The sequence below is a fragment of the Spirillospora sp. NPDC048911 genome (assembly GCF_043198015.1).
Classification (GTDB): domain Bacteria; phylum Actinomycetota; class Actinomycetes; order Streptosporangiales; family Streptosporangiaceae; genus Spirillospora.
This window is the reverse complement of record NZ_JBICUD010000002.1, coordinates 812,993-831,562: the sequence shown is the minus strand read 5'-3', so window position 1 is coordinate 831,562 and position 18,570 is coordinate 812,993. Positions and strand designations below refer to the sequence as shown.

Genomic DNA, 18,570 nt, shown 5'->3' with positions numbered 1-18,570 from the left:
TGACATCCCTACGGGTCGTTCTTGCTATCCCTACAGCGGCGTTCCCAAGGAGACAAGGGGGCACACTCCCGCCCATCGGTCCCGCTCGGTCAGGGACGGTCCGCGAGACGCCGATATCGGGCGATCGCGGACGCATCGGTGAGCGAGGCGATCTGGTCGACGACCGCGCGCAGCCTCCCCGCGTCGTCGCCCGCCTCCAGATGGGCGCTGCGGAACGCCGGGTCGAGCGTGCCGGGCGCGCCGCTCACCATCAGATCGGCCAGCTCGATCAGCAGCTCCCGCTGCCGGGCCCGCCGCTGCTCGTGGCTGATCCACACGTAGTGCGCCGTGACCCCCTTGAGCAGCGCGCATTCCAGGCGCTGGGCCCGCGGCACGATCAGGTCGGCGGCGTAACGGGTCAGCGGCCGGTCGCCGTAGCGCGCCCGGGTGGCGTCTTCGGCGGCCAGGCAGAACCGGCCGATCAACGTGCTGGTGAGGTTCTTGAGCGCGGCCAGGGAACGCGGCGTGCCGTCGTAGCGGTCTGGCCAGTACGGCTCGGCCATCAGCGCGGCGAAGCGTTCCTCCAGCTCGGCCAGGGTCGCGTCGTCGCAGTAGAGCTTGATCGCGGTGGCGGCCACCACGCGCCGCTCAGCCGGGTCGGCCAGCCGCGCGAAGTCGATGTGCCCGGCGACCAGCGCGTCCTCCAGATCGTGCACGGAGTAGGCGACGTCGTCGCTCCAGTCCATCACCTGCGCCTCGAAGCAGGTCTGCCGGTCGATGACGCCCGCGCGGACCCAGCGGGCCACGTCGGCGTCGTCCTCGTACACCCCGAACTTGCCGTTCACGGCCTCGGACTGCGGCCAGGGGTACTTCATGGACGCGTCGAGCGCGGCGCGGGTCAGGTTGAGGCCGACGCTCCGCCCGTGCAGCGGCGGCCCGTCCGCCGCGAACGACTTCGGCTCCAGCCTGGTGAGGACGCGCAGGCTCTGCGCGTTGCCCTCGAAGCCGCCACAGTCGCGGGCGACCACGTCCAGGGCCGACTCGCCGTTGTGGCCGAACGGCGGGTGCCCGATGTCGTGGGCGAGACACGCCGCCTCGACGAGGTCGGGGTCGCATCCGAACGATTTGCCCAGCTCACGCCCTACCTGGGCGCACTCCAGCGAGTGCGTGAGCCGCGTGCGCAGGCTCTGGACGTTGTCGGCCGCCGCGTCCGAGCCGGGCGAGGCCACCTGTGTCTTGGCCGCCAGCCGCCGCAGGGCGGCGCTGTGCAGCACGCGGGCGCGGTCGCGCTCGAACGCCGTGCGGTCGCGCCGCTTGGCCGCCTCGGGAGCCCAGCGCTTCCGGTCATGATCCGAATAACCCCTCATCGGTCACCAGGGTATGCGGGCCCCGTGCCGTCCCGATGAAATCCAGGCGTCACGGTCAGGACGGGCTGGGCGGGGTGCTGCCCTTGATGGTCTCGCTCGGCGGCTTCCAGCTCTTGCCGAGCAGGACGTAGGACAGGTAGCCGCCGGTCTCGCGGACGATGTAGTGGAACTGGGTGTCGCGGGTCTGCACGCTCGGGCCGCTGCGCGTCGGCGAGGCCGCCGCCTTGATGCCGCTGTCCTCGGCCATGCGCTTGGAACGCAGGCCGTGCCACGGGTCGGTGACGATCACGCCGGAATGCAGATCACGCTTCGTGAACTCCCGGCCGACGGCCTTCATGCTCTCCAGCGTGTCCCGGCCCTCCGCGACGGCGATCACCCGGTCGGCGGGCATCCCGCCCTTCTCGATCAGCCAGCGGCGGCCGGCCGCGGCCTCGGTGAAGTTGTCGTTCGGCTGCTTGCCGCCGACGGTGACGATGCGCGGCGCCACCCCGGCCCGGTAGAGGTCCAGAGCGTGCTGCAGCCGCCATTTCAGCGTCGGGGACGGCACGCCGTTGTACTGGGCGGCGCCCAGCACGATGATCGCGTCGGATTTGGGGTGTTCGTCCTGACGTGCCTGGTACCAGACCCGCCAGCCCACGGTGAGCGGCGTGAGCACCACGATCGCGAGCAGCCCGAGGACCACGCTCATCGTCAGAACGAACCAGCGCGGCCGGGGCTTGCGCCTCCGCTTCCCCTTGGGGGCCTCGTCTTCCGAGATCTCGTCGCGATCTTCGGCCTCGGTCTTCGGCAACTCGACTTCCAACGTCATCGCATCGGACACGTTAGTTAGATGGTCCGCCGTGCCGGTGGAGTTCACAACCATCGGCGTGGCGTGAACCTCACTAAAACGATCTAGGGCCCGAACCGGCCGGCTCGGGCCCCGGATCGCGAGGACTAAGAAGCGGCTTCGATAGCCGCTCGCCCGGCTTCCAGGCGTGCGACGGGGATGCGGAAGGGGGAGCAGGACACGTAGTCGAGGCCGACCTCGTGGCAGAAGTGCACCGATTCGGGGTCGCCGCCGTGCTCGCCGCAGATGCCGAGCTTCAGCCCGGGACGGGTCTCGCGGCCCTCCTCGGTGGCGATCTTCACCAAGCGGCCAACGCCGTCGCGGTCGAGCGTCTCGAATGGCGAGACGCCGAAGATGCCCAGATCCAGGTAGCGGGAGAAGAACGCCGCCTCGACGTCGTCGCGGGAGAAGCCCCAGGTGGTCTGGGTGAGGTCGTTGGTGCCGAACGAGAAGAACTCGGCCGCCTCGGCGATCTGCCCGGCCGTCAGCGCCGCCCGCGGCAGCTCGATCATCGTGCCGATCAGGGCGTTCACGTCGACGCCGGAGGCCTCCTTGACCTCGGCCAGGATCCGCAGCGCGTCCTCGCGCACGGCCTCCAGTTCCTGGACGGCGCCGACCAATGGGATCATGATCTCGGGCCGCGGATCGCCGCCGGCCCCGATCCGTCCGGCCGCCGCTTCGGCGATCGCCCTCACCTGCATCGAGAAGAGGCCAGGAATCGCCAAACCCAGCCGCACGCCGCGGAGTCCAAGCATAGGGTTCTGCTCGTGCAGCCGGTGAACGGCCTCGAGCAGCCTCCGGTCCTGGGGGTCCGCGTTGTCACCGGCGAGGGCCACCTTGACCGAGAGCTCGGTGAGGTCGGGGAGGAATTCGTGCAGCGGCGGGTCGATGAGCCGGATCGTCACCGGCAGGCCGTCCATCGCCGTGAAGATGCCCTCGAAGTCCTGCTTCTGCAGCGGTTCGAGGGCGTCGAGGGCCGCCTGCCGCTCGTCCGGCGTCTCGGCCAGGATCAGCTTCTCGACGAGCTGCCGCCGGTCGCCCAGGAACATGTGCTCGGTCCGGCAGAGGCCGATGCCCTGCGCGCCGAACCGGCGGGCCCGCGCCGAGTCCTCGGGGTTGTCGGCGTTGGCCCGGACCTTGAGCCGGGCGCGCCCGTCCGCGTGCTTCATGACCCGGTGGACGGCCTGGACGAGCTCGTCGCCGTCGGAGGCGCGCAGCTCGCCCTCGAAGTAGCGCACGACCGGCGAGTCCTCGACCGGCACCTCGCCGAGGAAGACCTCGCCGGAGCTGCCGTCGATCGAGATGACGTCGCCCTCGCCGACCGTCACGCCGCCCGGCGCGGTGAACGAGCGGGCCTTGACGTCGACGTCGAGCTCCTCGGCGCCGCAGACGCAGGTCTTGCCCATGCCGCGCGCCACGACCGCGGCGTGCGAGGTCTTGCCGCCGCGCGAGGTCAGCACGCCCTGGGCGGCGACCATGCCGGACAGGTCGTCGGGGTTGGTCTCGCGGCGGACGAGGATGACGTCCTCGCCCTGCGCGGCGAGCTCGACGGCCCGTTCGGACGTGAAGACGACCTTGCCCACGGCGGCGCCGGGCGAGGCGTTCATGCCCTTGGTCAGCTTCGTGGCCCCCTTGGCGGCGGCCGCGTCGAAGCGCGGGAACATCAGCTGGGCGAGCTGGTCGCCGGTGACCCGGCGCGCGGCCTCGTCGGCGTCGATGAGGTCCTGGTCGAGCAGCTGGCAGGCGATGCGGAACGCCGCGGCGGCGGTCCGCTTCCCTACTCGCGTCTGGAGCATCCAGAGCTTGCCGCGCTCGATCGTGAACTCGATGTCGCACATGTCGCGGTAGTGGTTCTCCAGCGTCTCCATGATCTCGAGCAGCTGGGCGTACGAGGTCTTGTCGATCTTCTCGAGCTCGACCAGCGGCACGGTGTTGCGGATGCCGGCGACGACGTCCTCGCCCTGCGCGTTCTGCAGGTAGTCACCGTAGACGCCCTGCTGGCCGGACGCGGGGTCGCGGGTGAACGCCACGCCGGTGCCCGAGTCCATGCCCAGGTTGCCGAACACCATCGAGCAGATGTTGACGGCGGTGCCGAGGTCGACCGGGATGCGCTCCTGGCGGCGGTAGAGGATCGCGCGGTCGGCGTTCCACGAGTCGAACACGGCCATCGTGGCCAGGTTCATCTGCTCGCGCGGGTCGGTCGGGAAGTCCCGGCCGGCGTGCTCGCGCACGATGCCCTTGAACGTCTCGACCAGGCCGCGGAAGTCGTCCGCGTCGAGGTCGACGTCGTCCTGGGTGCCCTTGCGCTCCTTGGCCGCCTCCAGCGCCTCCTCGAAGAGGTCGCCGTCGATGTCCAGCACGGTCTTGCCGAACATCTGGATCAGGCGCCGGTAGGAGTCCCAGGCGAACCTCTCGTCTCCCGCCTGGGCGGCGAGGCCGTGGACCGACTCGTCGTTGAGGCCGATGTTGAGGACCGTCTCCATCATGCCCGGCATGCTGAACTTGGCACCGGAGCGTACGCTGACGAGAAGCGGGTCGTCGGCCTGCCCCAGGCGCTTGCCCATCGTGCTCTCGAGCGCGGTCAGATGGGTGTCGATCTCGGCCTCGAGGCCGTCGGGAAGCGTCCCGTGCTCGAGGTAGTACCTGCAGGCCTCCGTCGTGATCGTGAACCCAGGCGGCACTGGCAGGCCGAGATTGGTCATCTCGGCCAGGTTGGCGCCCTTGCCACCCAGCAGATCCTTGAGGTCCTTGTTTCCCTCTGTGAAGTCATAGACGAGCTTCGGCACGAGGAGCTCCTTCACGCTCCGGTTCCACCCAATCGAACAGGGGCGCCCGGGTCGCCCCGGACGGCCGGGTCTCCCCGGTCGGGAGAACGCTGCGCCGCGATCCGCCTGGCCGTGGAAGCCCTATGCCCTGTTTGCCGGGACTGTACCCGCGAACCCGGCCGCCGCTCGGCGCCCCGCTCGCGGGACGCTGTTTTCGCAGGTCAGAACCAGTTTAGTGGTCTATTCCAATGCGGACATTCCAGACAAGTCACGTCGGAAACCGCTCTGACACATGGCGTACCCATTGCGATGGAGAGGGAATGATGGATCAAGGAGGTGAGGTTGTGAGGCCGATGGTCGCCGGAGGCCGGGCGGGGGATCCGTTCGCTCCGATCGCCGATTACGGGTTCCTGTCCGACTGCGAGACGACCGCGCTGGTGGCGCCCAGCGGGAACATCGAATGGATGTGCCTGCCGCGGATGGACTCCCCCAGCGTGTTCGGATCGATCCTGGACCGGGACGCGGGCTACTTCCGCGTCGGCCCGGCGGGGGTGGAGGTGCCCGCGGCCCAGCGCTACATCCCCGGCACCATGGTCATGGAGACCACCTGGTGGACCCACGGGGGCTGGCTGGTGGTGACCGACGCCCTGCTGATGGGCCCCTGGCACCACGAGACCGAACGGTCGCACACGCACCGGCGCGCCCCCACCGACTACGACGCCGACCACGTGCTGCTGCGCATGGTGCGGTGCGTGAACGGCCAGGTCCAGGTCCGGCTCGACTGCATGCCGAACTTCGACTACGGCCGCGCGCCCGCCCGGTGGGAGCACACCGGCGCCGGCTACCACGAGGCCGTCGCGCGGGGCAACGGCGTGTCGCTCCGCCTGACCACGGACATGAACGTGGGCTTCGAGGGCAGCCTGGCCACCTCGCGCACCCTCCTCAAGCAGGGAGAGGCCCGCTACGTCGCCCTCTCCTGGAGCGAGCACGAGCCGCCGCACACCTACGAGGACGCCCACGAGCGCCTCGTGTGGACCGTCCACCACTGGCAGCACTGGCTCGACCGGGGCCGCTTCCCCGACCACCCGTGGCGCAGCCACCTGCAGCGCAGCGCCCTCACGCTGAAGGGCCTGACGTTCGCCCCCTCCGGCGCCGTCGCCGCCGCGGCCACGACCTCCCTGCCGGAGACCCCCGGCGGCGACCGCAACTGGGACTACCGCTACACGTGGATCCGCGACTCCACGATGGCCCTGTGGGCGTTCTACACACTCGGGTACGACTGGGAGGCCAACGACTTCTTCTACTTCATCACCGATGTGGCCGAGGCCGCCGAGGGCAAGCTCCAGATCATGTACGGCCTCGACGGCCGCGAGGAGCTGCCCGAGTCGACGCTCGACCACCTGTCGGGCTACGACGACGCCAAGCCGGTCCGCATCGGCAACGAGGCCTACATCCAGGCGCAGCACGACGTGTGGGGCTCGATCATCGGCTCCATCTACCTCTTCGTGCGCAAGCGGGACCGCCTCGACGACCGGCTGTGGAAGATCGTCGTCAAGCAGGTGGAGGACGCCCTCGACAACTGGCAGCAGCCCGACTGCGGCATGTGGGAGGTGCGCGGCGAGCCGCAGCACTTCACCTCGTCCAAGGTGTTCTGCTGGGTCGCGGCCGAGCGCGGGGCGCGCCTGGCCCGCATCCGCGGCGACAACGAGCGGGCCCGGCGCTGGCAGGCGGCCGCCGACGAGATCCACGCCGACGTCCTGGCCAACGCCCTGGACGAGCGCGGGGTCTTCACCGCCCACTACGGCGCCTCGGCCCTCGACGCCTCGGCGCTGCTGATCCCCCTGCTGGGCTTCCTGCCCGCCGACGACAAGAGGGTCCGCGAGACCGTCCTCGCCATCGCCGACGAGCTGTCGGAGGACGACCTGGTCCTGCGCTACCGGGCCACCGAGACCGACGACGGCTTCGAGTCCGAGGAGGGCACGTTCACCATCTGCTCGTTCTGGCTGGTGAGCGCCCTGGTCATGATCGGTGAGCTCGAACGGGCCAAGGCCCTCTGCGAGAAGCTGCTCTCGTACGCCAGCCCGCTCCAGCTGTACGCGGAGGAGATCGACCCCCACACCGGACGGCACCTGGGCAACTTCCCGCAGGCCTTCACCCACCTGGCCCTCATCAACGCGGTCATGCAGGTGATCCAGGCCGAGGCCGACCAGAACCCGCCTCCCCTCGCCTGACCCCACCGCCGTGGCCGGGTTCACCCGGCCACGGCGGCTCACGACGCCTCACGACGGCTTACAACGACGCGCTGAGATAGGCTGAGCGCCCGGATTCGGCGCTTCGGGGAGCCAGCATGTCAGCGATCTTCGACTGGGCACGGGTGGAGAATCTCCAGCCCGAGCCGATCACTCTGGAGATCTGGAAGAAGCTGCCCGAAGATTTCTGCCGCCTCGTCGAAGTCGTCAACGGTGAAGCGATCAGAGCGGAGTCGCCGACCCGAGAACACCAGAACGCCGCCCGTCGCCTGGCGTCCATGCTCGAAAGCGCGGCCGACTCGCACGTCAGCCAGCACAAGGATGCTTGTCTCGACGTGTGCACCGACTTCGATGTCCTGCTGTGGGACGTGCCGCGGACGACCATCAGGCGCCCTGACGCAGCCCTGTTCGAGTGCGCTCCCTCGGACGAGAGGCCGCTGCGTGTCCACCGCGTAAAGCTCGTCATCGAGGTCGTCTCACCCGGCAGCGAGAAGGTCGACCTCAGCGACAAGAAGGCCGAGTACGCGGCGGCGGGCATCCCCTGGTATTGGCTGGTCTGGGTCTCCGACAACGCGGTGGCGTCCATCGAGATCCACGTGCTGGATCATGCGTTGGGCGCGTATCGCCGGTACCAAGTACTTGAGCAGGACGACGCTGGCACGACCATCGACGTCCCGGTCCGGATCAGGATCGAGTGGGACCGCCTTCGCGGGCTGAGCCGCTGAACGACGAGTCGCGCCGGGGTGCGGCGCGACTCGTCGTTTCCGTTAGACGACGGCGCCGGACTCGCCGGGCTGGCGGGCGGGGCGCTTGAGCGTCTTCTGGCGGGGCGCGGGGGCCTTGACGAAGCGCTCGAACTCGATGGCCAGCGGGGTCGCGGTGAAGACGCTGGAGTAGGTGCCGACGCCGATGCCCACCAGGAGGGCGAGGGCGAAGTCGGTCAGCGAGTCGCCGCCGAGGAAGGCCAGGGCCGCCAGGATGAAGACCGCGCCCATGCCGGTGTTGACCGTGCGGGGCACGGTCTGGAGGGCGCCGCGGTTGGCGATCTCGGCGAAGCGGGCCTTGGGCTGCGCGCCCCAGAGTTCGCGGATGCGGTCGAAGACCACGACGGCGTCGTTGACGGAGTAGCCGATGATCGTGAGCAGGGCGGCGAGGAAGACGCCGTCGACGGGTTTGCCGAGCCAGGCGAAGACTCCTGTCACGATGATCACGTCGTGGAACATCGCGAGGACCGCGCCGGCGCCGAAGCTCCAGCGGAAGCGGAGGGCCAGGTAGGCGAGCTGGACGAGCAGGGCGACACCGAGGGCGATGAGGGCCTTCTTGCGCAGCTCGTCACCGAGGCTCGGGCCGATCAGCTCGTCGCGTTGCTTGGTGGTCTGGCCGCCCTTCTCGGCCAGGGCGTTCTGGATCTTCACTACCTCGGCGTTGCTGAGGTTCTCGGTGCGGACGGAGATGTCGTCCTTGCCGGACGTCTGCACGACCGCCCGGGGGAAGCCCGCGTCGGCCACGGCCGAACGGGCGTCGTCGATGTCGAGGGCCTTGCTCGTCGAGTACTCGACCAGGCGGCCGCCGGTGAACTCGACGCCGTAGTTGAGCCCCTTGGAGAAGATCCCCGTGGCGGCGACGACGACGGCGAGGCCGGAGAGCGCCAGCCAGAGCTTGCGGCGCTTCATCAGGTCGGGGTTGCGGCGGTCCAGCCACGTGCGGAGGCGGCCGGTGGAGCCCAGGCCGGTCAGGCCGGGGCGGCGCGCGATGAACCTGCGGCTGAGGGCGGCGTCGGTGAGGACGCGGCTCAGGAGCATCGCCGAGATCAGCGAGCCGAGCACGCCGATCGTGAGCGTCACGCCGAAGCCCTTCACCGGGCCCGAGGCCAGGAAGAACAGCAGCGCGCCGGCCAGCAGGGTGGTGATGTTGGAGTCGGCGATGGCCGACCAGGCCTTGGTGAATCCGGTGGTCAGCGCGGTGCGCACGCCGCGTTTGGGTGACGCCTCGTACTCTTCGCGGGCCCGTTCGAACGCGAGGACGTTGGCGTCGATCGCCATGCCGATCGCGAGGACGAAGCCCGCCAGGCCGGGCAGGGTGAGGGTCGCCCCCATCAGGACGAGCGCGGCGTAGGAGATGAGCGCGTAGCAGGCCAGGGCGATGGTCGCCAGCGCCCCGACGAGCCGGTAGACGGCGATGATGAACAGGCCGGTCAGCAGCACGCCGATGACGGCGGCCTTGGCGCTGGCGTCGATGGCCGCGTCGCCCAGGGTCGGGCCGACCACCCGCTGCTCGATGGTCTTCACCGGGACGGGCAGCGAACCGCCCTGGACGAGCGCCGCCAGGTCCTTGGCCTCGTCGGCGCCGAAGTCGCCGGTGATCTGCGTCGAGCCGCCGGCGATGCCGACGTTGCACGGCACGTCCTGGACGACGCCCGGCGAGGAGATCACCTTGCCGTCCAGGACGATGGCGACGCGCCGCTCGTCGCCGGCGGCGCACGCGGCCTTGGCGGTGACCCGCTGCCAGGCCTTGCCACCGCCGCCGCGGAAGTCGATCGTGACGAACCAGCCGGTGCCGTTCTGGGTGTCGAGCGACGCCTGCGCCGAGCCGATGCCGTCGCCGTTCAGCGCGACGGGGCCGATGAGGATCGGCTGGCCGCGCTCGTCGGCGATGACCTGCTCGCCTTCGGCGGGCTTGCCGTCATTGGCGCGGACGGGGTGCGCGGTGAGCTGGGCCGTCTTGCCGATCACTTCGGCGGCCCGGGTGGGGTCCTGGACGTCGGGCAGCTCGACGATGATCCGCTTCTCACCGGACCGGGTGATCGACGATTCGGCCACGCCGAGCGCGTCGACGCGGCGGTGCAGCACCTCCTTGGCCCGGTCGGTGTTCTCCCGGGTCGCCTTGGCCTGCGGCGAGTCCTGGGTCTCGAGCACGATCTGGGTGCCGCCGCGCAGGTCGAGGCCGAGGCGGGCTGGTTTGGACAGGGCGAAGTACAGCGATGCGGCGAGCACGGCGAATGCCAGGATCGCCCGCACCACGTTGGCGCGAGTCAAAGGAAGAACCTTCCACGAGGTCTGATGGGGGATGTCGTCAGATCACGTGGAGAGCGGTGGAGCGCGCCCGCGGGGCAGGCCGGCCGCGACGGCCTCGGCCTGCTCGGGCCGCGCCGCCGGGCGGTCGGCGCGGACGCTGGACGGCCACACGTCGATGCCGGGTGGCAGGACCGCGGCGACGGGCGCCGGGGCGGGCGCGGCGGCGATCTGCCGCGCCGAGGCCGAGCTGGCCGCCGTGTCGGACCGGACGGGGCAGGGCTTGGAGCTCTTGCCCCGGTTGGCGAGATTGGCCTGGCCGGGCTGGGCGGCGGTGCCCGCCCGGATGCCGACGCCGGTCGCGCCGGACGCCGGTGCCGCGCCGGGCAGGACCACGAAGCCGAGGACGCCCAGCGCGACGAGGAGCAGCCGGGCGACCCGCCCGCGATCTTCGCAGGCAGGCGGAGAGGGCCGCTGAGCGTCGCTCACGCGCGTCCTCCCGTCCCGTCCGGCCGCCGGATCCACGCCACGCTACCGGACCGCCCGCGCACCTTGATCCGTTTCGGCCGGAGCCGGCCCGGAGCCGTCACCTCGGAAAACGCGAGGGTGTCTCAATCCGGCCATACCAAGGTCTCCACAAAGCATTGCAGAGCCGGTAAAAGACGAATTACTTTCACGATGCCCACCCCCGAACCGGACAGAGGAGTTTCCGGTGGCACGCATCCGACACACCGTCACGGTCGGCATCACGGCTCTCGCCGTCGTCGCCGTCGCCGCCCCGCCAGCATCCGCCGTCACCACGACCGTCCGTAAGGGCTCGGCCACCGCCGACGCCTACACCGGCAACGTCCGCGCCTCGCTGCTCGGCGAGGCCACCGTCACGACCTCCATCGGCAGCGGCAGCTGCAACCAGTCGACGATGACGGGGTCGATCGGGACCGGCGGTGCGAACCTCAGCATCTCGAGCGTCTCGTTCAACACCAACGGCGGCCCGTGCAGCGGCTCCGTGTCCTCCACCATCACCCCGCAGAACCTCCCGTGGACCGGCGGCAACGTCACCTGGGACTCCGCCCACACCGGCGGCCGGGACGCCACCGTCCTGATCTCCAACTTCAAGATCAAGGCCGTGGTGGACCTGCTCGGCGGCATCACCTGCTACTTCGGCGGCAACCTGACCGCCAACGGGTTCAACGGCGACAACCCCTCCCGGCCCGTGACCAGCAACGACCAGGCCCAGGTCGGCGTCAAGGACGCCGTCGTCAACAGGCAGTCGGGCGGCAACTTCTTCTGCCCGTCGACCGCGACGGTCAACGCCACCTACCAGCTCCAGGGTGAGACCACCCCAGGATCCGGCACCTACGACCAGCCCCTCTACGTGACCGGCACCAACCCCTGATCCACCCCCGCCAGCTCCCCCACCAGGAAAAAGAACGACCGCGTGACCACAACGAGGTGATCACGCGGTCGTCCGCCCGGGTATTCCTACGAGCTCAGCCCGCACGCGAGGGCGCTAACGGGTCGTGAAGCCAGCCGAAGGCGAGGCTTCACGAGAGATCGCGAAGCGATGTCGCGCTCGCCGCTTTGGCGGATCGGCGGGTGAGCCGCCAGGCGAGGCCGTCGAGGCCGCGAAACCCGTAGTTAACAGCCGATGAGCTGGGCGGCCAGGAAGGCTTCCACCTGGCCGATCGAGATGCGTTCCTGGCTCATGGTGTCGCGCTCGCGCACGGTCACCGCGTCGTCTTCGAGGGTGTCGAAGTCGACGGTGACGCAGAACGGCGTGCCGATCTCGTCCTGGCGCCGGTAGCGGCGGCCGATGGCCCCCGCGTCGTCGAAGTCGACGTTCCAGTTCTTGCGCAGCCGGGCGGCCAGGTCGCGGGCCTTCGGCGACAGGTCGGCGTTGCGCGACAGCGGCAGCACCGCGACCTTGACCGGGGCCAGCCGGCGGTCGAGCCGCATGACGGTGCGCTTCTCGAGCTTGCCCTTGGCGTTGGGCGCCTCGTCCTCGGCGTACGCGTCCATCATGAACGTCAGCGTGCAGCGGTCGACGCCCGCCGCGGGCTCGATCACGTACGGGACGAAGCGCTCACCGGCCTCCTGGTCGAAGAACGACAGGTCGGCGCCCGAGGCCTTGGAGTGCGTCGCCAGGTCGTAGTCGGTGCGGTTGGCGACGCCCTCCAGCTCGCCCCACTCGCTGCCGACGAAGCCGAAGCGGTACTCGACGTCGACGGTGCGCTTGGAGTAGTGCGAGAGCTTGTCCTTCGGGTGCTCGTAGAGCCGCAGGTTCTCCTTGTTGATGCCCAGGTCGACGTACCACTGCAGGCGCTCGTCGATCCAGTACTGGTGCCACTCCTCGTCGCTGCCCGGCTTGACGAAGAACTCCATCTCCATCTGCTCGAACTCGCGCGTGCGGAAGATGAAGTTGCCGGGCGTGATCTCGTTGCGGAACGACTTGCCGATCTGGCCGATGCCGAACGGGACCTTGCGCCGGGCCGACTGCTCGACGTTCTTGTAGTTGATGAAGATGCCCTGCGCCGTCTCGGGCCGCAGGTAGGCCAGGCCGGACTCGTCCTCGACCGGGCCGAGGTAGGTCTTCAGCAGTCCGTTGAACATCTTCGGCTCGGTGAAGGAGCCCTTCACGCCGCAGTTGGGGCAGGAGATGTCGGCCAGCCCGTTCGCGGGCGGCCGGCCGTGCTTCTCCTCGTAGGACTCTTCGAGGTGGTCGGCGCGGAAGCGCTTGTGGCACGACTGGCACTCGGTCAGCGGGTCGACGAACGCCTGGACGTGCCCGCTGGCCTCCCAGACCTCCCGGGCGAGGATGACGCAGGAGTCGAGGCCGACGACGTCGTCGCGGCCCTGCACCATCGACTTCCACCACTGGCGCTTGACGTTGTTCTTGAGCTCGACGCCCAGCGGCCCGTAGTCCCAGGAGGCGCGCAGGCCGCCGTAGATCTCGCTCGACGGGTAGACCAGGCCCCGCCGTTTGGCGAGGTTGACGATCGTGTCCATCACGTCGGAACGGCGTGCCATGAGCGTTTCTCCATCCGGCTGGCAGTCGGCGGGATTATTCGTACGCCCCGCGCGCCGCCCCTGCGGCGCGGTGGAAGGCGAGTGTGATCCCCGGTGGTGTGACGCCCTGGAACGCCCCGGCCGCGACGGCGCGCCCGGCGTTCCAAGAGCGTTTCCGAGTCTAGGGCACCGCCGTCGCCTCCCGAACGTCAACCCGGCGAATCCGGGCCGACACGTACCGTGACACGATCAGTAGACGCGGCCGTCCACGTGGTTGCTGTCGATGTTCAGCTTGACGCCGCCGTGCTTCTCCTTGTGGCTGCCCCGGTACTGCTTGATCCGGCGGTGCGGGTGCCACCAGTGGTCGAGGAGGTACGGGCTGCCGTACGCGGTCGGCTTGCCGTCCCAGTGCGCGAACCAGATCGCCTTCGGTTTGGTGATCCCGGTGGCCTGGCCGAGGTCGCGCACGGCCGATCCAGCGCTGCTGTAGACGCCGGAGATGTACCTCCGGGCGGCCAGCCCGTGCGACCAGGAGTTCAGGAAGGTCAGCACGGCCTGGCGACACTTGGTCTTGCCGCTCGGGTACGCCTCCATGTCGAAGTAGATGGGCCTCCTGCGCGGGATACCGAGGGCCCTGGCCCGCGCGACGGCATCGGCGGCGGCCAGGCGGCCCTGCCGTGCGGCGGCCTTGGCCTTGAAATGCGCGCGGAAGGTGTCCTCGTTGCAGGGCGCCTGCAAGCCGACGTACGTCGGGATCAGCCGGTAGCCCATACGGCGGACGGTGCGCACCCAGTACCTCGTGAGGTTGGGCTGGGAACATCCGCGCGAGGCGCCGCCGATGTAGATGTTGGTGACGCCGTACGAACGGCGCCAGGCGGCCATCGTCCGCACGGAGGGCGCCGTGCAGGTGTCGAAGCCCTTGCCCGTGACCCAGCCCCTCCCCCGCGCGGTGAACGTCGGGTCCGTTCTCACGCCCCGCGCCGGTTCGCTCCGCGCGGGCCGCGCGGGCCGCGCGGGCGGGTTCTTCGTCGTGGTCCCCGCCGGCTCGCCTCGCGCCGGTTCATCACGGCCGATGCCGAACGGGAGTTGCAGCGCGCGATCGGCGGTCAGCCGGATCGAGCGGATGACGTCCTGCAGCAGGCTCGTGTCCGCGCCGTACACGCCGGTGATCGCGGCGCCCACCTCGGGCAGCACGATCCGTACCTCGTGATCGGCGTCGTCCGGGACGGTGAAGCGGGCCAGCTTGGTGGCCCGCACCGCCTCCCGCCGTCGCTGCGCGGACACGGGGGCCCCGTCGAGCGGCTCGATATGCAGCGTCTCCGCGCCGCCGATCAGCCGGGCCGGGCAGTCGGGCTGCGACCCCTGCCGGCCGAGGTAGAGGGCGGGACGGTCGTGCCGTACGCACCGCGTCGGATCGAGGTCGAGCCGGTGCACCTCCCAGCCGGCCGGCACCGGGACCCGCACGCCGCGGTACTGGGCGAGGTGGGCCCCGGTCAGCGCGGCGGCCGGGACGGCCGGGGACCGCGCGGCGGCCGGCTCGAGGCCGGTGACGAGGGGTGCGAGACCCGCCACCCCGAGCAGTCCGCCGAGTACGACCGCATGCCGCATCACAACTCCCCCCGCCGGGCGCCCTGCCCGTCAGCGGCATGATCACCGGCGTGGGGAGCGGTGAAACGGGCTCAAAGACGATCTTGCCCGGAGCCTGCCGTTCGTTGACTGACGACCTCGTAGGCGCCGGCCTCGTCCAGCGCCATCGCGGCCATCGGGATGAAGACCAGGCGGACCTCGTACGCGCCGAGCGCGCGCCGGTAGTAGCCGGCGCCCTCCCACTCGGTGATGAGCGCCCAGAGGTCGGGCTCGTCGACCGTGCGGGCCAGCCGTCCCGACACGTAGCCCGGGCTCGCGGCGAGAGCGTCGAGGACGGAGGTCATCTGGGCGGCGAAGCCGTCGGCCTCCGGGCCCGGCACGCGGTACCGGGTGATAGCGATCATCGGCCCATCCTGCCAGTCCCGGCGTCCACCCGAGGCGGGTCGGCCGGGTCGAGGCCGGCCGGGGACGGCAGCGGCTACGTTTGGGCCTGTGGACACTGAGAGCGAGACCTCGGGAATGCGCGCCGGCGTGGAGCGGTTGAGCGCGAAGCCGGTGGTGTTCCTGCACACACTCCCGCGCTGGGTGCTGCTCGCCGCGGTCTTCGGGCTGCTGGTGATCGGCATGTGGGGGAACGGGTGGGTCGGCGCCGCGGGACTGCTGGTCCTGCTGCTGTTCCTGGCCTGGTTCGCCTACCTCAACTGGCCCGTGCTCGACACTTCGGGACGGGTCCTGCGGGTGGTCGGGATGGGGCTTTTGGCGGCCTTCGCGGTGGGTCACGTGGTTGGCGGGTTCTAAGTCGGTTTTGACAACCGTTTTCATCTTCGTACACACTTGAGGGGTGTTCACCTCCCCGAAGCCCCTCCGGTCCCTCTCGCTGCCGGCGCTCGCCGTCGCCATGCTGCTCGGCCTCACCGCCTGCGGCAGCGCCGGTGCCGACGGCGGCTCCGGCAAGACGAAGATCGTCGCGTCGTTCTACCCGATGGCCTGGCTGGCCGGGAAGGTCGGCGGCGGCCACGTGTCGGTCGAGACGCTCACCAAGCCGGGCGCCGAGCCCCATGACCTGGAGCTGACGGCACGGCAGATCGCCGATGTCCAGAAGGCCGACTACGCCGTCTACGTGAAGGGCGTCCAGCCCGCCATGGACGAGGCCGTCGCCAAGCACGCCAAGGACAAGTCCCTCGACGCCGCGAGCGTGGTCAAGACGCTGCCCGCGGGCGAGGACGAGCACGAGCACGAGGCGGCGGGGCACGAGCACGAGGGCGAGCTCACCTACGACCCGCACGTCTGGCTCGACCCGAGCCGCATGGCGACGATCGCCACGGCCCTGGGCGACCGGCTCGCCGCCGCCGACTCCGGCCACGCCGCCGACTACAAGGCGAACGCCAAGGCGCTCGCCACCCAGCTCGCCACGCTCGACCAGAGCTACAGCGAGGGCCTCAAGAGCGCCAAGGGCAAGACGATCGTCACCGCGCACGCCGCGTTCGGCTACCTGGCCGACCGGTACGGCCTCAAGCAGGTCTCGATCGCCGGAGTCGACCCGTCCAGCGAGCCGTCGCCCAAGCGCATCGCCGAACTCACCCACGAGGTGCGCGCGGCCGGCGCCACCACGATCTTCACCGAGACCCTCGTGAGCCCGAAGGTCGCCGAGAGCCTGGCCCGCGAGGCCAAGGTGAAGACGGCCGTCCTCGACCCGGTCGAGGGCGTCGCCAAGGGCTCCTCGGACGACTACGTATCGATCATGACGAAGAACCTCGCCACCCTCCGCACCGCACTGGGAGCCACATGAAGGGCATGACATCCGGCACGTCCGTGCCCTTCGAGATGACCGGCGGTCACGTCCGTCTCGAAGGGCGCGAGGTGCTGCGCGGCATCGACCTGACCGTCGAGCCCGGCGACGTCCTCGCCGTCATGGGCGCGAACGGCGCGGGCAAGTCCACCCTGATCAAGGCCCTGCTCGGGCTGATCCCGCTGGCGGCCGGCCGCACCGAGATCTTCGGTGCGGCCCCGGCCCGGTTCCGGGACTGGAAGCGCGTCGGGTACGTGCCACAGCGGTTGCCCATGGGCGGCGGCGTGCCGTCGACCGTGCGCGAGGTCGTGGCCTCGGGCCGGGTGGCGCGGCAGTCGCGCTGGCGGCCGGCCTCCGCCGCCGACCGCGCCGCGGTGGACCGGGCACTGGAGGCCGTCGGGCTGACCGGCCGGGCCCGCGACTCCGCGCACCTGCTGTCGGGCGGCCAGCAGCAGCGGGTGCTCATCGCCCGCGCACTGGCCGGCGAGCCCGAGGTCTTCGTGATGGACGAGCCCACCGCGGGCGTCGACGCCGCCAGCCAGGCCGCCCTTGCCGGAACGCTCCGCGAACTGGCCGCCGCAGGCCGTACGGTGGTCCTCGTCACGCACGAACTGGGGCCGATGGAGTCCGTCGTCACGCGGAGCATCGGCCTCGAACACGGCCGTGTCGCGTACGACACCACCCCCCTGACCGCACAGACCGGGACCCCCGCGTGACCGAGATGCTCCAGTACGACTTCATGCGCATCGCCCTCGTGATGGCGGTGCTGATCGGGCTGACCGCCCCCGCGGTCGGCACGTTCATCGTGCAGCGCAAGCTCTCCCTGCTGGGCGACGGCATCGGGCACATCGCGCTGACCGGTATCGGTCTGGGCCTGCTCACGGGCAACTCGCCCATCCTGGGCGCCCTGCTGGTCTCCGTGCTCGGCGCGGTCGCCATCGAGGTGCTGCGCGCGCGCAGCCGCAGCGGCGCCGACGTGGCGCTCGCGCTGCTCTTCTACGGCGGCCTGGCGGGCGGCGTGCTGCTCACCAACGGCCAGGACGGCGGCTCCAGCCTGCAGTCCTACCTCTTCGGATCCATCAGCAGCGTGTCGCGGGCCGACCTGTACGTGGTGGCCGGGCTGGCGGTGGTCGTCCTCGGCATCGTGGCGCTCTTCGGGCGGGAACTGTTCCTGCTCTGCCAGGACGAGGAGGTGGCCCGGGCGGCCGGGCTGCCCGTCCGGTTCCTCAGCATCCTGATCGCCGCGACCGCCGCCGTCACCGTGGTCATCGCGATGCGGGCCATCGGCCTGCTCCTCGTCAGCGCTCTGATGGTCGTGCCCGTGGCGGCCGCCCAGCAGCTCACCCGGGGATTCAAGAGCACGATGTTCGTGGCGATGGGCATCGGTGTACTGTCGGCGGTGTCCGGCCTGGCCGGCTCGTTCGAGTACGATCTCCCGCCGGGGCCCTCGATCGTGTTGCTGGCCCTCGCGGTGTTCGTCGTCGCGGTGATCGGAGGGACGGTCCTGCGGCGGAGACGGACCGCCGCGGTGCCGGTGCCCGCCGATCGGCCGGCGCGGGCCGGCGTGGAAGCCGAGGCGGAGGTGTTCGGAGGATGACGGCCCGTCGGAACGCGGTGCGGGAGGCCCTGAGCGGCTGCGAGAACTTCCGCAGCGCGCAGGACATCTACGCCGATCTTCGCGCGGACGGCTCGAAGATCGGCCTCACGACCGTCTACCGGGCGCTGCAGGCGCTGAGCGACTCCGGCGAGGTCGACGTGCTCCGCACGGACGAGGGCGAGGCCGTCTACCGCGCCTGCCGCACCGAGGAGCACCACCACCACCTCGTCTGCCGCGCCTGCGGCCGCACGGTCGAGGTCGAGGGCCCGGCCGTGGAGAAGTGGGCCGACGCGATCGGGGCCGAGCACGGCTTCGTGGAGATCACCCACACCGTCGAGGTCTTCGGCACCTGCTCGAACTGTATTTAAGGCTTTCGGGGCCTTGGGCCCTCGCC

General features: G+C 70.4%; 16 protein-coding genes. 8 read left to right on the top strand and 8 right to left on the bottom strand.

The genetic code is table 11. The features are described 5' to 3' along the window. Positions 1-89 precede the first annotated feature (89 nt). The 3 genes from ACGFNU_RS11065 to ppdK all read right to left on the bottom strand — a co-directional run bounded on the left by ACGFNU_RS11065 (position 90) and on the right by ppdK (position 4,958). Positions 90-1,346: a deoxyguanosinetriphosphate triphosphohydrolase gene (locus tag ACGFNU_RS11065; protein WP_392592339.1), complete on the bottom strand. Its 1,257-nt coding sequence runs from the start codon at positions 1,344-1,346 to the stop codon at positions 90-92. Positions 1,347-1,401: 55 nt separating this feature from the next. Further along, a complete protein-coding gene (locus ACGFNU_RS11060) occupies positions 1,402-2,154 on the bottom strand; it encodes a YdcF family protein (protein WP_392592337.1) in 753 nt (250 codons plus the stop codon). A 125-nt stretch (positions 2,155-2,279) separates the two neighbouring features. Beyond that, a complete protein-coding gene (ppdK, locus tag ACGFNU_RS11055) occupies positions 2,280-4,958 on the bottom strand; it encodes a pyruvate, phosphate dikinase (RefSeq protein ID WP_392592335.1) in 2,679 nt (892 codons plus the stop codon). A gap of 332 nt (positions 4,959-5,290) precedes the next feature. Here ppdK and ACGFNU_RS11050 point away from each other — a divergent pair, with 332 nt between their 5' ends. Beyond that, the gene (locus ACGFNU_RS11050) at positions 5,291-7,168 is read left to right on the top strand and encodes a glycoside hydrolase family 15 protein (RefSeq protein WP_392593497.1); all 1,878 of its coding nucleotides are present in this window, start codon (positions 5,291-5,293) and stop codon (positions 7,166-7,168) included. Between the two features lie 116 nt (positions 7,169-7,284). After that, a complete protein-coding gene (locus ACGFNU_RS11045; protein ID WP_392592333.1) occupies positions 7,285-7,911 on the top strand; it encodes a Uma2 family endonuclease in 627 nt (208 codons plus the stop codon). A gap of 42 nt (positions 7,912-7,953) precedes the next feature. Here the strand turns inward: ACGFNU_RS11045 and secD are convergent, their stop codons facing one another. After that, positions 7,954-10,221: a protein translocase subunit SecD gene (secD, locus tag ACGFNU_RS11040; protein ID WP_392592331.1), complete on the bottom strand. Its 2,268-nt coding sequence runs from the start codon at positions 10,219-10,221 to the stop codon at positions 7,954-7,956. Positions 10,222-10,263: 42 nt separating this feature from the next. Beyond that, on the bottom strand, positions 10,264-10,686 hold the full coding sequence (locus tag ACGFNU_RS11035; protein ID WP_392592329.1) for a hypothetical protein: 423 nt from the start codon (positions 10,684-10,686) through the stop codon (positions 10,264-10,266). Positions 10,687-10,909: 223 nt separating this feature from the next. Here ACGFNU_RS11035 and ACGFNU_RS11030 point away from each other — a divergent pair, with 223 nt between their 5' ends. Beyond that, the gene (locus tag ACGFNU_RS11030; protein WP_392592327.1) at positions 10,910-11,593 is read left to right on the top strand and encodes a hypothetical protein; all 684 of its coding nucleotides are present in this window, start codon (positions 10,910-10,912) and stop codon (positions 11,591-11,593) included. 242 nt (positions 11,594-11,835) lie between these two features. Here ACGFNU_RS11030 and ACGFNU_RS11025 read toward each other — a convergent pair whose 3' ends face one another. The 3 genes from ACGFNU_RS11025 to ACGFNU_RS11015 form a co-directional block, all read right to left on the bottom strand. Then, positions 11,836-13,224 (bottom strand): glycine--tRNA ligase, encoded by a 1,389-nt coding sequence (locus tag ACGFNU_RS11025; RefSeq protein WP_392592325.1) that lies wholly within the window; start codon positions 13,222-13,224, stop codon positions 11,836-11,838. A gap of 228 nt (positions 13,225-13,452) precedes the next feature. Next, complete coding sequence (locus ACGFNU_RS11020; protein ID WP_392592323.1) at positions 13,453-14,811, bottom strand: DUF1906 domain-containing protein; 1,359 nt, start codon at positions 14,809-14,811, stop codon at positions 13,453-13,455. Between the two features lie 71 nt (positions 14,812-14,882). Then, positions 14,883-15,194, bottom strand: coding sequence for an antibiotic biosynthesis monooxygenase family protein (locus ACGFNU_RS11015; RefSeq protein ID WP_392592321.1), 312 nt, complete (start codon positions 15,192-15,194; stop codon positions 14,883-14,885). Here ACGFNU_RS11015 and ACGFNU_RS11010 point away from each other — a divergent pair. Genes ACGFNU_RS11010 through ACGFNU_RS10990 form a run of 5 tightly spaced genes read left to right on the top strand, consistent with a single transcriptional unit; the run spans position 15,181 to position 18,544 of the window. Continuing rightward, entirely contained in the window at positions 15,181-15,588 is a 408-nt protein-coding gene (locus ACGFNU_RS11010; RefSeq protein ID WP_392592319.1) for a DUF6703 family protein, read from the top strand. The genes ACGFNU_RS11015 and ACGFNU_RS11010 overlap by 14 nt on opposite strands. 43 nt (positions 15,589-15,631) lie before the next feature. Beyond that, positions 15,632-16,579: a metal ABC transporter substrate-binding protein gene (locus tag ACGFNU_RS11005; protein ID WP_392592317.1), complete on the top strand. Its 948-nt coding sequence runs from the start codon at positions 15,632-15,634 to the stop codon at positions 16,577-16,579. Next, positions 16,576-17,295, top strand: a complete 720-nt coding sequence (locus ACGFNU_RS11000) for a metal ABC transporter ATP-binding protein (protein WP_392592315.1) — start codon at positions 16,576-16,578, stop codon at positions 17,293-17,295. The genes ACGFNU_RS11005 and ACGFNU_RS11000 overlap by 4 nt, the downstream gene beginning before the upstream one ends. After that, positions 17,292-18,176 (top strand): metal ABC transporter permease, encoded by an 885-nt coding sequence (locus ACGFNU_RS10995; RefSeq protein ID WP_392592313.1) that lies wholly within the window; start codon positions 17,292-17,294, stop codon positions 18,174-18,176. Before ACGFNU_RS11000 ends, ACGFNU_RS10995 begins: the two co-directional genes overlap by 4 nt. Next, on the top strand, positions 18,173-18,544 hold the full coding sequence (locus ACGFNU_RS10990) for a Fur family transcriptional regulator (RefSeq protein WP_392592311.1): 372 nt from the start codon (positions 18,173-18,175) through the stop codon (positions 18,542-18,544). Before ACGFNU_RS10995 ends, ACGFNU_RS10990 begins: the two co-directional genes overlap by 4 nt. Positions 18,545-18,570 lie beyond the last annotated feature (26 nt).

Excerpts from the sequence above, each read along its gene's own strand:
- ACGFNU_RS11065 (WP_392592339.1), bottom strand. The coding sequence starts at position 1,346 with ATGAGGGGTTATTCGGATCATGACCGGAAGCGCTGGGCTCCCGAGGCG.
- ACGFNU_RS11060 (WP_392592337.1), bottom strand. The coding sequence starts at position 2,154 with ATGACGTTGGAAGTCGAGTTGCCGAAGACCGAGGCCGAAGATCGCGAC.
- ACGFNU_RS11050 (WP_392593497.1), top strand. The coding sequence starts at position 5,291 with ATGGTCGCCGGAGGCCGGGCGGGGGATCCGTTCGCTCCGATCGCCGAT.
- ACGFNU_RS11045 (WP_392592333.1), top strand. The coding sequence starts at position 7,285 with ATGTCAGCGATCTTCGACTGGGCACGGGTGGAGAATCTCCAGCCCGAG.
- ACGFNU_RS11025 (WP_392592325.1), bottom strand. The coding sequence starts at position 13,224 with ATGGCACGCCGTTCCGACGTGATGGACACGATCGTCAACCTCGCCAAA.
- ACGFNU_RS11020 (WP_392592323.1), bottom strand. The coding sequence starts at position 14,811 with ATGCGGCATGCGGTCGTACTCGGCGGACTGCTCGGGGTGGCGGGTCTC.
- ACGFNU_RS11015 (WP_392592321.1), bottom strand. The coding sequence starts at position 15,194 with ATGATCGCTATCACCCGGTACCGCGTGCCGGGCCCGGAGGCCGACGGC.
- ACGFNU_RS11000 (WP_392592315.1), top strand. The coding sequence starts at position 16,576 with ATGAAGGGCATGACATCCGGCACGTCCGTGCCCTTCGAGATGACCGGC.
- ACGFNU_RS10990 (WP_392592311.1), top strand. The coding sequence starts at position 18,173 with ATGACGGCCCGTCGGAACGCGGTGCGGGAGGCCCTGAGCGGCTGCGAG.